Raw genomic sequence first — 13,597 nt, 5'->3', positions numbered from 1 at the left:
GGCCGGTCCATGAGGCGCCTGCGATCCAAACGTCAAAGTAAGAACGGTCTGCCGCCGGGCGCCCTGGTCGCGCTCGGGTCTTCGGACCACGGGGGAGTAGCAATTCGGGTCATGGAATTGCTGGGCGAACAATTGCGCCTGCGTGACCATGAAGATATCCGCAGCGCCCTGGCCGACTGCCGGCCCGGCGCGCCAATCTGGATGGACGTCGATGGCTCGCCGTCGCCAGCCGTTGCCGAAGCCGTTGGAGCCCATTTTCAGCTACATCCCTTGCTGCTGGAAGACACTCTGAACGTCGAACAGCGAGTCAAGTTCGAGGAATACCATAACTGCACTTATCTCGTAGTTAAGCTCCTGCACTATAACCGCGAACGAACCACGCTTGAGGCCGAACAGGTTTCCTTAATCGTCGGCGATACTTTTGCTATCTCGTTTCAGGAAAATCGAGATGACGACTTGTTCGAGGTCGTCAGGCGTAAGTTAGTCGCCTGGCAGGAAAGAAGACAAGCATTCAGCGCTTCACTGGCAGCGTACTTGTTGCTCGATAGCGTGGTGGATCGATACTTTGGGCTGCTCGAGGCGGTGGGCGAGGAGTTGGACTCGCTGGAAGACATACTGGTCGATCGCCCCACGCCAAGAGCGTTGCAGCGACTGGCGCACTTTAAAAGGCTGGTGATGTACATACGCAAATGGATCTGGCCATTGCGGGAAACGCTATCGGCGCTCTACCACGGCGATTCTAATCATTTTGAAGCGGAGCTCCGTCCCTTTCTCCGCGATGTCTATGACCATGTGCTCCACGTAATGGAGACCATCGAAACCTATCGTGATATGCTGACTTCGATGCAGGATCTCTACCTATCCAGCGTGGGCAATCGCACCAATGAAATCATGCGTACGCTTACAGTCATTTCGACTATCTTCATTCCGCTGACCTTTATCGCCGGCGTTTATGGAATGAATTTCCACTTCATGCCGGAACTCAGCTGGCGCTATGGATATCTCTTTGCGTGGGCTTTGATGGGCGGCGCTGCCCTCGGCCTGCTTGCGTTCATGCGCTATCGACGCTGGTTCTGAACCGCCCTCTGCGCTGCGAACCTCGAGGTTCAGTGCAATTCCTGCAAATAGAGCACGATTTTCTGAATGCCGCGGATGCGGACGCCCGGGGCAGGCGATTGGCCGTACACATAGCCAGAACCGTGCACCTCCACTGGAATACGGTAGTAGGAGGAAATGATGTTGAGGGCATCTCGAGCAGAGAGGCCGCGTAAATCGTAGAGGATATCCGGATTGATCCGCGGCGGATGCGCCGGCAAAGGCCGTAACGATCCCGGCGAGTAGACCCGATCGGCCTGTTCGAGAGCCTCGCGGCTCTGAGCGATGACCCGCGCAAAAACCGGAGCGGCCAGCGATCCGCCGCTATCCTGACCGCGCGGCTCATCGAATAGTATCAGCGCTCCGAAGCGTGGCGCGTTTGCCGGGAAAAAACCAATAAAGGAGGCAACGTAAGTATCAAGATACCCCTGCGAACTCGACTTTTCACCGGTGCCTGTTTTTCCTGCTACATCCAGTCCGGGAACAGCTGCGGCCCTCCCGGTGCCGTTGCGAACTACGCCGCGCATCATATCAATTACCGCGCGACCGACCTCCGCGCTGAACGGCGCACTGGTTGATTCTGGCTCGCTGCGCTCCACCATGCTGCCGTCCGGGGCGCTGATTGAAGATAACAAACGTGGCTGCACGAGTCGACCGCCGTTAGCAAGGGAGGACATTGCTCGAAGCAACTGGATCGGAGTGACGCTAAAGCCCTGGCCGATGGGCATGTAGTACGATGTGGAAGGCGTCCAGTTGGCATAGTCCGGAAAATAGCCGCTGGTTTCTCCCGACCCCGATGGCAGGATGCCTGTCTTTACGCCGAGATCGAGTTGTGTCAGATAGCGGTAGAGTCGTTCCGGACGAATGCGCTGCATGGCTTTGATAATGCCGACGTTGCAGGAGTGCTGAATGATTTCGCGGAGCGTAAGATTGCCATGTGCAATCATGCGGCCGCCAGCGCGACAGCGGACAACGGAATTGTAGAACTTGATTTCGCCGGGGCAGAAAAATCGCTCCTCCGGGCGTACGGCGCGTTCGCTTAGCAAGATGCCAGCCATCAAGGCTTTCACCGTGGATCCGGGCTCATAGTTGAGTCGAATATTCCAATTGCCCCGCTGGTATGCATTACTCTTGTAGTATTCGTTGGGATCGAAGTTCGGCATGCTTGCCATCGCCAGGATTTCCCCGGTCTGCACATTCATGATCAAACCGGCGGCCCGCTTGGCGCCGGAGCGTTCAAAGGCCTCAGCCAGCTCGATTTCCAGGCGGTGCTGGACCAGAGCGTCAATGGTCAAACGCAAGGTCGGCGCGCGCGTATCGCCGCTGCGCGCTGCGGCGGTGAGGGTCAGATTGTAGTCGCGTTCGATGCCAGCCAGGGCGGCCTCCTGGTCGCGACCTACGAAACCCAGCAAGTTGCTGGCAAGCGAACCGCCGGGATAGACACGGCGGTGTTCGCGCTGCCGGTGGACGCCCGGCAGATGCAATTCTACAATCTGGTCGGCGGCAAGGTCGTCCACCTGACGCTTCAACAAGAAGAAACTGCGCTCCTTATTTACATAAATGCGTTGCAGAATTTCCTCCGGGGACATCTGCAATCGACGGGCAAGGGTCTCGGCGACAAACTCAGCGTCGCTAACTTCGCCTGGAGCGATGCCAATTGCACTGGCCTCTTCAGTCAGCGCCAGGGTAAAACCACGGCGATCCACAATCGGTCCGCGCAAGATTTCGCCCTGCGCGCCGTCCTGCCCATCGCCTCGCCCAAAGGCGAGGTAAAACGCACGCGCCAGAATAATGACAAAGCCGACAGTAACTACTGCCGCCAGCAAGATCAATCGTTTACGGCCTGATTGCATGGCAGCCAGAGGACCTAGCGTAACAGGCGCTCGTCGCCGTACCACAAGAAAAGCGACCGGCAAATCGAAAATGGAGGGTCCGCGGCGGCAGTCAATCGCTTGACCGTCCGCTCGCTTGTGGCGCCTTCCTGAGGTGCATCTCCGGATCCTAACTGCAGGGCTATGGTTGTCGATTGCCAGCTTCGGCTGTTACGATACTGAAAGCAATTTCAGGCCCGAGCTTTCGCTCATTGGTTTGAACGCCTGCAATCTCAATTCGCGAGAATTGGTGCAGCCCTATGCCTGGCCCTTCCTGCGCAGCGAACTGCAATGGCAGGCCAGCCGCGGAAACTCGGGCAGTGCGACTGTGGATTTCACAACCATAACCGGGCTGCCGGGAGGCGGTTGTAAGTGGCGCGGGGCAGTACTGGCGCGAAATGGCAAGATCTATGTGATTCCCTGCAATGAAACCAGCGTGATGATCATCGACCCTGCAACCAATACAATTGATCTGACCAGCATTTCCGGAATCGTCGGAGCAAACAAGTACTGGGGCGGGGTTCTGGCGCCCAACGGCAAGATCTATGCTATTCCTTCCTCAGCCGACAACGTGATGATCGTTGATCCTGAGGCCAATACCGCCGATACCACCACAATCTCGGGCCTGGGCCTGGCAGGCAACAAGTGGCGCGGGGCAGTGCTGGGTCCCAATGGCAAGATCTACGCCTTTCCGCAGACGGCCGCCAGCGTGTTGATCATCGACCCTGTCACAAATACTGCGGATTCAACAACTATTCCGGTGTTAGCCGCAGCTTCGAAATACAGCGGCGGCGTGCTCGCGCCCAACGGCAAAATATACGCGATTCCTTATGCTGAGACGCACGTCTTGATTGTCGATCCTGCAACGAATACCGGCGATCAAAGCAGCATCGCCGGAGTTCCGGCCGGGCCGCGCGAAGGCGGCGTGCTGGGACCGGACGGCAAGATTTATGGCATACCGATTGGCGATGCTCCGCCGCTGGTAATTGATCCGTCCTCCAATACTTATGATGTCACAACGATTTCCGTTGCCGGTGTGACCGGTGCAAACTGGGTAGGCGGCGCGCTGGCGCCAGATGGACGGATTTTTGCCGGTCCCTACAATGAAACGCGAGTGTTGATTCTGAGTCCGCTGACAAGTAGCGGCGACGTCGGCAGCCTTGCCGGCTTTCCAGGCGGCGGCCAGCTGGTAGGCGCAATTTCGGCGCCCAACGGTCTGGTTTATGGAGTTCCCGATACAGCAACCGTTGTCCCCATTATCCGGCCCCATGCCAATGGCGCGCTTTGCCCCTCGATCTTGCAATCCGCCTATTTCAATAAGTTCTGAGTTTCCCGCCCCTGCAGCTGGGGAAGTCAAGGAGGTCCAATCACTGCATACGTAACAAAACCCGGCCGCGTCGGACCTGGATAGCCGTTCCAATGGGCGCCGTCGATTGAGACAAAGATTGTCCCATCGGGGCCGCCGGCATAGAGCGCGCCGCGGACGGCGCGAATTGAATAGAAGTCGGCGCTGCCGCCGGATAGGTCGCCCGACCAACTGCCTGCTGTGCCGTCGGGCGAACTACGTATACCGCCGTTCGCGCCCGCTAACGCACTGGCATAGAACCGAGCCGTAAGCGGATGGTATGCTATATCGTTCAGCAGTAGCGCATGCGTATAGCCGGTAGCATTGGCGCCGCCATCTGATGAATAGCAGACCGTTCCGGTAGATCCTACGCCGACAAAGCGGCCGGCAGCGGCCGCCATCGATTCCGTTTGATCCGCATTGCAGGCGCCAGAGCTGGTATTCCAGTTGATGCCATCTGCGGAATAGATGGGGTCCAGCCAACCCATGGCCATCAGCTTTGCGCCGTCGAAGGCCGCCACATATTTGTCCGATAGCCCGCATACGGAGAGAGTCCAGTTGATGCCGTCACTGGAATAGTAGGGACAGGGACCAGCGGTGCTGGTTGCCAGGAAGACTCCGTTGCCGAAGGCGAGGCCGCGAAATTCATCGAGTGGGCTCAGGATTTGCCAGTTACGCGCGTCCAGCGAGCGATAGATATTTTGTTGAGTAACGGCTAGATACTGTCCGTTCAAATAGGCAACGTCTCGAAACAACTGAGGAGCGCTCTGCACCAGCTCCCAGTTTCCGCCTGGTTCCTTCAGCCAGAGTTCGCCTGCGTTTGGCGTACCGGCCTTGCCCAGAGCGGCGACCAGCCGACCCTCGGAAGCCAGCCACCAGGCCTGCAGCGCTGCAGTCAGATCATTGCAAGCAGGATCGGAATCAGAGCACTCAAAGCGCACGCAACTCGAGAGCAACGAAGCGCAAATCAGAATGCAAAGTGCTGCAGAAACGCTAATCCGTAACATCAGAAGGTGCGACCTACAATAAAAAACGCAGGAATAAATCCAATGCTACGACTGTCCCTCGAATGGCGGCGGTTGTCGCCAAGAACCAGAACACAATTCGGCGGCACAACGCCTCGATTGCCAATGCCAAACAATGCTGAATCACGGACTACCGGCGCAAGCAAGGACAACTCCGCCGGCGGCTGGCGGATGGGCGCTGCGGCGGGAATCGCCGATGTCTGGATATTGCGGGATGGAATCATGGATGGTTCGAAGCTACGGACCCCGTTCACCCAGATATCCTCGCCGTGCAATTCGAAATGATCCCCTGGCATTGCGACGATCCGCTTTACGAAGAATGTGGCGCCAAAGGCATCCGCCCCCGGATAGCGGAAAACGACAACATCGCCTCGACGCATGAGTTGTAAGCCGAAGCGCGGGAGCTTGCCGGTCGCTGAAAGAGCGCCGAAGGGGAAGGATAGTTCGGGGAGATGGATGCCATTGGAGATCTTCTCAATCCAGATGCGGTCGCCACTTTGCAGACCGGGCGCCATGCTTTCGCCGCTGACTTCTACTCGCTCCAGCGCCATGTCCCGAAAGTGAAAAGCAACTAATGCAGCGGCCAAGAGCGCCACTATGCGCCGTTCAAGCCAACGCCACCGGAAATACCCTCGCCCGGCTTGTATCAGACGATGATCAAGCCGCCAGTGCAGGGCCGCCAATCCAGCGCCTGTTGCCAGCAATAGCCACGCCAGCTCCTGAGTGAGAGTTCCAGAAAGGGGCGTTCGCAAGGATTCATTGGCAAAAAACCAGCCAGTGTAGAGGTAAAACAAAGAGATCAGGAGGCGGGTCAACATTGAAAAGGGTTTTACAGGGCCGCCCAGCGCCTGAAAGCTGGCGGGATTCCTTCGCCGTCTCTTCGCGGCTTTCTGGTTTTCATGGCCGAAGAAAACGTCCTCCAGCAAGAGCTCGACAAACTCGATCTGACGGCCCTCAAACGCGTCGCCCAACTCTGGAACATCCCAAAACTCGGCGCAGAAAAGAAGGCGGTCGTCAAACGAATTGTCGAGGCAATGCGCGACGAATTCTACCTGAAGGGCGTCCTTGAAAAACTTTCTGCTACGCAAGTAACGATCTATGTCTCTATCCTGAAAACTCGCGCATCGCAAGTTCTGACGCTTGGCGAAATTGCCAGACGGATCTCCATGCCGCCGGTTAACGCGGAGATGGAGCTGGGCGTTCTGAAGCGCTACTTTCTCGTATACCAGAGAAAAAATCGCGAGCGTCTTACCAACAACCTCGACAAGTACTACTATTATGGCGAGAGTGGCGCCGTCGTTCGCCATGATGCAAATGACAAAGGGCAGAAGTTTCGCCTGTCGCTTGCGCGTATTCTTCAGGATCGCAAGAAACTTCCGCCTGATTGGAAGAAATTCGCCGGGGTCAAAGGCGATATCGTTTCTCCCGATGTCGCCCGCGCTCTCATAACGCCGGAGGCCCTTGACGCTGCGCTGGGCAGCCTGAGCGACATTGAGCGGGAAACAGTGCAGGAGTGCTTCGAGCAGGGCGGGATGCTGGAAATCACCCGGGCTCGAGAAATCATCCAGCAACGCCGCGGAAAGTGGGAAGAAGTTGTTCGGCGGCTGGATGATTTGGGGCTATTGCTCGACGAATACTATATAGATGAGAAGTTTATTCGAATTCTTGCCATGCCGCAAGAGGTATTCAATCGCCTGGTTGAAAATCCGCTGTTGCCGCTGCCCAAGAAGGGGCAACGTAAGCGAATTGAGAAGATCGCCGCCAATGAACTCGATTTCTTTCTCAACCTGAAGAAGATGATCGTCTATATCAGCCGCAAGGGGCTGAATCTGGCAAAATCCGGGAAGATCAAGCAGATCGATCTGAAAGAAACTGAGAATCGACTGCTACGGCCCGATATCTCGCTCTTTATTGAAAAGAGCCAGATTTACCAAATCGAACTCTTGCTGCCGGTGATGCGGCTGCTGGACGTCGTTCGGGTCAAGCGCGATGATGTCGTGCTGCGCAACGACTATGAATCGGTTCTGGATCGAGATCCCTTCGAGCTAATGCGCGTGGTGATGGAAGAGGCAGGTCAGGCCCGCAGCCGGCGAGTTCGATACGAAGACGTTTTCGAACCAATGTACGTGCCCTTCTACATGCCTGAAATATTCGACCAATGCGTCGGCTATATTGCGCGCAAAGGTCGAGTCGTGTATACTGTCATTATGGCCGCCATTCTGCGCGAGCAGCTGCTGCTGGCCAAGGGCTTTCGGATCAAAAACTTCCAGCAAGATCTCGCCGATCTTCGGCGCGAATTGATCAGCGCACTGTTTTATTTGCAGCTTTTCGGACTGATAGCGGTCGAGTTTCCAGATCGCTGGGTCGAGCTCTCGGAGCTCGGATTGCACTACTTGAAGAGCAAGCCGCTCCATCGCGAAGATGAGAAAGGCGGCGTCATTATCAATCCGGACCTGAGCCTGATCGCCATTCCGGAAAAGATCTCGATTCATGGAGTCTATACGCTTAAAACCTTCTGCGAAATGAAGAGTTTTGACAACGTCTATACTTTCCAGATTACCAGAGAATCCTTCCAGGAGGGATTGCTGCTCAAGGAGAAGGCTGCCGCCTTTACGGAGCTGCTGACCCGGGCCTCGCGCAGCGAGCTGAGTCAAAACCTGCTGTTCTCTATTGAAGACTGGTCGAAGAATCTCCCGCTGGTTACAATCACTGACGAATGTGTCGTTGTTCAAACGCCTGAACCAAACCACATGGAATTGTTGCTAGGTCAGATCAGCGGGAAAAAGATCGTTCTCCAAAAAATCAGTCCGACCACCATTCTCATTGATGCTGAGAAGATTTACGAGACGATCGCATATGCCGAGAAGCTGAACCTGATCGTGAGGCTGATTCGCTGAGATGATCCGGCGGATGTTCATCGGTCTGGCGGTGCTGTTGGCTACGCTGGTCGCTTTCAGCGATTGTAACCGGGATGATCGGGTCTTGCTATTTGATGGCTACGCTATTTACAAGAATCCTGCGCAGTTGCCAGAAGCCTTTCCTCGCGCCTTTCGCCCGCCGCAGGCGCGGATCATTCAAGTCGCGGTATACAACCGCGAACCGTACTTGAGTGCGGCCGAGGGCGTTGCCGAGTTCGAAATGACGCTGGAAATGCCGGAGGCGTTGAAGCACTATCAGAACGCCTTCAGTGAGGCCGGCTGGCAGATCATTCAGAGTCACCTGGAGCCGAAGCGTTCGTTGCTGATCGCGGAAAGCCCATCCCGTCGACTGGCCACGCTGATTCTCACCGAAGATTCTGCTTTACGCGGCATTTTGTTTATTCGACAGGCTTCCCTGTTATGAATCCCGCCGGCGCCGCCGGACTTCCAACAGGCGATGCAACGGACGGCGCCAGCTCAATTCCGGCGCTCAGCGTCAGCGAATTCAACCTGAGGGTTCGCGATCGATTGCAATCCGACCTCGGACTCCGCGACATCTGGGTCGAAGGCGAAATTGCTAACCTCAACCAGCATAGCAGCGGCCATGTCTATTTTTCTCTCAAAGATGCCCAATCTACTTTAAGCTGTACGCTGTTTCGGCCGGCGGCTCAGAGACACAAGCACCTGCGTCTGCAAAATGGCGCCAAGTTACTGGCGCAAGGCACAGTCTCGGTCTATGCCCCTCGCGGGCAATATCAGTTCAATGTAGTTCGTCTGGTTGCGGCCGGCGAAGGCGAACTCAGATTGAAGATCGAAGAGCTGCGACGGCGTTTAGAAATGGAGGGCCTGTTTCAGGCGAAGCGCAAGCGCGCGCTGCCCGAATTACCGCTGACTTTAGGCGTCGCAACTGCATCGACTGGCGCAGCGATTCAAGACATCATTCGTGTTGCACGTACCCGCTTTCCTACGCTCAACATTCTGCTGGCCCCTTGCATTGTGCAGGGCGATGGCGCCGAGGATTCCATTGTCGCGGCGATCGAAGCATTGCAGACGCCTGCCCTTGGCGTAGACTTGATTATCGCCGGTCGAGGCGGCGGTAGTTTTGAAGACCTGCTGGCATTTAATTCCGAGAAAGTGGCCCGGGCCTTTGCTGGCTGCCAAATTCCTATCATCTCCGCCGTCGGTCATGAAATCGATCATCCTATCAGCGATCTCGCCGCCGACGCATTCGCCGCAACTCCGTCCGCCGCCGTGGAGCGTGCGATCCCAGAGCTGGAAGCCCTGCTTGACCAGCTTGAAGATCTGCCGCTGCGTATGAAGGTAGCGCTGCGCAATCGACGGCGAAATGGACAGGATCGTTTGAATCGCTTGCTGCAATCGCGAATATTCCGCCAACCGCAGAGCATGCTGGCTGATCGAATGCAGAGTCTTGATCTCGCTGCCAGGGATCTTCGAGACGGGATGTCGACGCTCTTGCGCGATCGTCGTGAGAAGCTGCAACCTTTTCAGTTACTTCCGGCCTACTGCGGGCGTATGCTGCAAAATCAGAGCAAGCGACTATCCATAGCAGCTGAGAGACTGCAAAATTTTTCTCCCCTGGCGACTTTGCAGAGGGGGTACGCTGTAGTGAGAAATGAGCGCCAGCTGGTGATTCGTAGCGCTCGCCAGGCGCAGCCCGGCGAGCGGCTGGAGATCTTACTGGCCGAGGGCCGCCTGGCAGTTCATGTGGCGGAGAGCCAAATCGTCGATGCTTAGTTGGCTCAGCTTTTGCCGGCTGCTGCGATGGCCACGTAGTTCAGATTGTCACGACGATCCAGGTCGCGGTCCAGGACGCAGATGAAGTCGCGCGGGTTGTCGAAGAGCAGCTGCCGGACTCGTCTTACCCGGTGCTTTCTCCCTTGCACAACATCCAGGTAAAAAAAGCCAAACAAGTCGGCCCCGTATTCATATCGGACAAAGCTGCCACAGCGTCGGCCCGTGTCATTGCGCATGTGAATGATACTCATGGCCGCTCTCCCGTAGATTTTCTGTTGCGGCCGGGAGTACAAGCAAAAATTGCAGACCCTTCGCGGTATCGCTGGAGCTGAACAGGCGACCGCCCATGCGCAAGGCCTGGCGCCGGGCCGCGAAAACACTGAGCCCCCAACCGCCGCCGCCCGGACCGATATTCCAGCGCGCAAGATCGATAACCGCTTCAGCGCTCAGCGGTCCAGATCGCGAGTCGCTGATGCGAAAGAGAACAAAGCGGCGCCCGCTCTCGATCGAAAGGTTCAAGACTCCGCCGGGAAGGGCGTTTCTTGCCAGACTCAGACAAATACCGAGGACGATAGACAGTGCGGAACTGCGATGCGAGTAGCAGAACAGATCGCCAGCGGGCAGGGACTGTATACATTGTACTGTCAGGCGTCGTTGGTGTAAGAGCGGTGTGAGTATTTCGGCAGCGTCGCTGAGAATCCCTGATGCAGCAAAAATTTCCGCTGGCAGGAGGCGTTGCTCCCTCCCGTCCAAAGCCTGCAGATCGTCAGCAAATTGTTCCACCGGCCTCAGCAGCCGACGCAATCGTAGAAGAGTATCTTTCTGCACGCTTCCCGACGAAAGAATCTCGGCCTCCAGGGCCAGAGTCAGCGCGGACAGCGGCGTGCGCAGGTCATGTGCGGCTCTGGCCAGCGCTTGATGCATGGCCGCGGGCGACGCTGGCGAGCGGGGAGGGCTCGCATTCTGCATCAAGCTTCGCTGCGTCTGCAGCGGAGACTGCTGGGCGCCTCGCCAGCGCAAGAAGCTCAGATTATTCTCCAATCCACTTCTGCTTTCGATAAGAAATGCATTTCGGCATTCTTCGCCAGGCAACCATTGGTCGGCATCAAACAAGCAGGCTAATGCCAGCCAGGGTGCGCCGGCGCCTGGATCGCCAGAAGGGAACAGCCAGATCAGAATTCGAGCCGCTACTTTTTCACCGGGTTCTGTTGGCGTCGCCTGCAGGTTCCAGTCGACAACCGCCGCGAGCAACTTGCACTCTTCCATCTCAACTGCCAGGCTAGCCGCGCGCTCGGCCAGGCTACAGTGGTCGAAAGCTTCTGTCGAAGCGCCAGAGGGCGCTGCCGATCGAGAATGCAAAGCGCGAAAAGATTTCATAGCTGCGGAGCGCCAGAGCAGCGCTGCGTTACGCGCCGGAAGCTCAGCCAGCAAGCGCTCCGGCCAATCTGCGCCGGCGGCGCACAGAGACTCGCCCAGCAGCTTGATTTGCGCCAGGAAACGTCCCTCCAGTATCGCGTCAGGGGGAGACTGACCCTGGGAAAGCGCGTTTCGACCAGAAAGAGCGATGCCAATCATCGCCAGCAGAATCAGAAGCGCTACAAGCGTCACTCTAAGGGATGAACCGTGGGTCGAGTTTGTGACTGAGCGAATCAGGCGTTCTGCTGCTAGCTTATGTCGCCCAAAGGCCGCAGCGACATCGCATTCTGCTGGCCCTCTTTCCCCTTCCACTTATCCTGGACGCAGATGAGCGGCAGCGCCTTTTCCGCGGAGCGGATGATTCAGGCCGAACAGCCTCTGGCAGGCGGGCGGCCGGGCGTTTCCGACGAACATTTTCTTCGTTTGCATGAGCGATACCTTTCGCTCCAGGGCGAAGGCGCTCACAGCGGTCTGCCCTGCTACTTCATCCGCCTGGCAGGCTGCGATTTACGCTGTCATTGGTGCGATACGCCTCAAGCGTGGAGCCAGGGCGCCTGGATTTCTCGCCATCGGATACTGGCCGATCTTCCCGAAGGCGTTGATTTGATTCAGATCACCGGCGGCGAGCCGCTGCTGCAGCGAGAGGCGTTGATCGAACTCTGCAGTGAGCTGCTTGCACGCCGGCCAACTCCGCGCGTTCTGCTGGAAACCGGGGGACATCTCCCGCTCGCCGGACTGCCCTCGGCGTTGCATATCATCATGGACATCAAGCTTCCATCTTCAGGAGAAGCGCGTCGCGACTTCCGGGGCAACCTGACGGTCTTGAAACCGACCGATGAAATCAAATTTGTTGTAGCGGACGAAACAGATTTTCATGCGGCGCTGCTGTGGATTGAAAAGGAAGAGCTGGATCATCGTTTCGAGGTTCTGATATCCCCGGTATGGGGCGGTCCAGCGTTGGCCGATGTCGCTTCCTGGATTCTAAGGAGCGGTCGCAAGCTTCGAATGCAGACGCAGCTACACAAATGGATCTGGGGACCGGAGGCGTCCGGTGTCTGATAAAACGGAAACGCCGGTAGTTGAAATTGTTAAGGAATTTCGATTTGAAGCGGCTCATTTGCTTCCGGGCGCGCCTGCGGGTCACAAATGCGCGCGGCTGCATGGACACTCCTTTCGTTTCGAAGTCCGACTGCGCGGACCGATTGACCCCCAGGTGGGCTGGCTGATTGACTTTGGCGAGATTGGCAAGGCGGTGCGACCCATCGTCGACGATGAATTGGACCATCGCTATCTAAACGAAATATCCGGTTTGGGCAACCCGACCAGCGAATGCCTGGCTGTCTGGCTATGGCGCAAACTGCACAAGGCCCTGCCCCAGATGATTGAGATTGTAGTTCATGAAACCTGCACATCTCGCGCCGTGTATCGTGGATGACGGCTCCCGGCGCAATTGTGCTGCTCAGCGGCGGTCTGGACTCGGTCACAGTTCTGGCAATTGCGCAAAGCGAAGGCTACGCCCCACTCGCGTTGAGCTTTGATTACGGGCAGCGTCACGTTGTCGAATTGCGTTGCGCCGCGTGGCAAGCGGAGAGCATCGGCGCAGAAATGCTAACGCTGAAGATTGACGAACGTCTGTTTCGCGGAACAGCGCTGGTCGATCGAAATATTGCGGTGCCGCTCGATCGCGCGATAGACGATCAGATTCCAGTAACCTATGTGCCGGCCAGAAATACGCTGTTTCTAGCGCACGCTCTCGCGCTGGCAGAGTCGCGAGGGATCGGACATATTTTTCTGGGCATCAATGCGCTCGACTACTCCGGCTATCCGGATTGTCGTCCCGAGTTCCTGGAGGCCTTTGCGACGCTTGCCCGTCTGGCTACCAGGGATGGCGTAGAGGGACGGGCCATCAAACTGCACGCGCCCTTGATTAAACTGAACAAAGCGCAGATTATACAATGCGGACTGCGGCTCGGAGTTCGCTATGAGTACAGTTCCAGCTGTTACCAGCCGGGGCTTGATGGCAGACCGTGCGGGCGGTGCGACAGTTGCCAGTTGCGGCGCCGCGGTTTCGCTGAAGCTGGAGTGGACGATCCGCTGTCGGCCGTACCGCCTTCTCAAACTTAGAGCCTGGATGACTGTTGACAGTTCTGCGAGGGGCTTGTAGATCCATCC

General features: G+C 57.0%; 13 protein-coding genes. 8 read left to right on the top strand and 5 right to left on the bottom strand.

The genetic code is table 11. The features are described 5' to 3' along the window. Window positions 1-9: 9 nt before the first annotated feature. Complete coding sequence (corA, locus tag K1X75_13885) at window positions 10-1,077, top strand: magnesium/cobalt transporter CorA (GenBank protein MBX7059152.1); 1,068 nt, start codon at window positions 10-12, stop codon at window positions 1,075-1,077. A gap of 29 nt (window positions 1,078-1,106) precedes the next feature. On the opposite strand, the gene K1X75_13880 is transcribed toward corA, so the two are convergent. After that, window positions 1,107-2,948, bottom strand: a complete 1,842-nt coding sequence (locus K1X75_13880; GenBank protein ID MBX7059151.1) for a transpeptidase family protein — start codon at window positions 2,946-2,948, stop codon at window positions 1,107-1,109. Window positions 2,949-3,213: 265 nt separating this feature from the next. On the opposite strand from K1X75_13880, the gene K1X75_13875 reads away from it, so the two are divergent. Next, window positions 3,214-4,293, top strand: coding sequence for a hypothetical protein (locus tag K1X75_13875; protein ID MBX7059150.1), 1,080 nt, complete (start codon window positions 3,214-3,216; stop codon window positions 4,291-4,293). Between the two features lie 26 nt (window positions 4,294-4,319). Here K1X75_13875 and K1X75_13870 read toward each other — a convergent pair whose 3' ends face one another. Continuing rightward, entirely contained in the window at window positions 4,320-5,318 is a 999-nt protein-coding gene (locus K1X75_13870) for a hypothetical protein (protein ID MBX7059149.1), read from the bottom strand. Beyond that, on the bottom strand, window positions 5,318-6,154 hold the full coding sequence (lepB, locus tag K1X75_13865) for a signal peptidase I (protein MBX7059148.1): 837 nt from the start codon (window positions 6,152-6,154) through the stop codon (window positions 5,318-5,320). The genes K1X75_13870 and lepB overlap by 1 nt, the downstream gene beginning before the upstream one ends. 81 nt (window positions 6,155-6,235) lie before the next feature. Here lepB and K1X75_13860 point away from each other — a divergent pair, with 81 nt between their 5' ends. The 3 genes from K1X75_13860 to xseA are packed head-to-tail and all read left to right on the top strand — an operon-like array spanning window position 6,236 to window position 10,009. Beyond that, entirely contained in the window at window positions 6,236-8,233 is a 1,998-nt protein-coding gene (locus K1X75_13860) for a helicase (GenBank protein MBX7059147.1), read from the top strand. A gap of 1 nt (window position 8,234) precedes the next feature. Next, a complete protein-coding gene (locus K1X75_13855; GenBank protein MBX7059146.1) occupies window positions 8,235-8,678 on the top strand; it encodes a hypothetical protein in 444 nt (147 codons plus the stop codon). Further along, the gene (gene xseA / locus K1X75_13850) at window positions 8,675-10,009 is read left to right on the top strand and encodes an exodeoxyribonuclease VII large subunit (protein MBX7059145.1); all 1,335 of its coding nucleotides are present in this window, start codon (window positions 8,675-8,677) and stop codon (window positions 10,007-10,009) included. The genes K1X75_13855 and xseA overlap by 4 nt, the downstream gene beginning before the upstream one ends. 5 nt (window positions 10,010-10,014) lie before the next feature. Here xseA and K1X75_13845 read toward each other — a convergent pair whose 3' ends face one another. Together K1X75_13845 and K1X75_13840 are read right to left on the bottom strand one after the other, a co-directional pair. Beyond that, window positions 10,015-10,260 (bottom strand): hypothetical protein, encoded by a 246-nt coding sequence (locus tag K1X75_13845; GenBank protein MBX7059144.1) that lies wholly within the window; start codon window positions 10,258-10,260, stop codon window positions 10,015-10,017. Continuing rightward, window positions 10,235-11,617: a hypothetical protein gene (locus tag K1X75_13840; protein ID MBX7059143.1), complete on the bottom strand. Its 1,383-nt coding sequence runs from the start codon at window positions 11,615-11,617 to the stop codon at window positions 10,235-10,237. Before K1X75_13840 ends, K1X75_13845 begins: the two co-directional genes overlap by 26 nt. 63 nt (window positions 11,618-11,680) lie before the next feature. Between K1X75_13840 and K1X75_13835 the strand changes: the two genes are divergently transcribed. The 3 genes from K1X75_13835 to queC are packed head-to-tail and all read left to right on the top strand — an operon-like array spanning window position 11,681 to window position 13,549. After that, window positions 11,681-12,484 carry a 7-carboxy-7-deazaguanine synthase QueE gene (locus K1X75_13835; GenBank protein MBX7059142.1) on the top strand — a complete coding sequence of 268 codons (804 nt, stop codon included), beginning with the start codon at window positions 11,681-11,683 and terminating at the stop codon, window positions 12,482-12,484. After that, the gene (queD, locus tag K1X75_13830; protein ID MBX7059141.1) at window positions 12,477-12,860 is read left to right on the top strand and encodes a 6-carboxytetrahydropterin synthase QueD; all 384 of its coding nucleotides are present in this window, start codon (window positions 12,477-12,479) and stop codon (window positions 12,858-12,860) included. Before K1X75_13835 ends, queD begins: the two co-directional genes overlap by 8 nt. Next, window positions 12,857-13,549, top strand: a complete 693-nt coding sequence (gene queC, locus K1X75_13825) for a 7-cyano-7-deazaguanine synthase QueC (GenBank protein ID MBX7059140.1) — start codon at window positions 12,857-12,859, stop codon at window positions 13,547-13,549. Before queD ends, queC begins: the two co-directional genes overlap by 4 nt. The last annotated feature ends 48 nt before the right edge of the window (window positions 13,550-13,597 follow it).

It is taken from the genome of Leptospirales bacterium (genome assembly GCA_019694655.1).
GTDB lineage: Bacteria > Spirochaetota > Leptospiria > Leptospirales > Leptonemataceae > SSF53.
The sequence above is the reverse complement of the archived record's forward strand: the minus strand, read 5'-3'. Positions and strand labels throughout refer to the sequence as shown.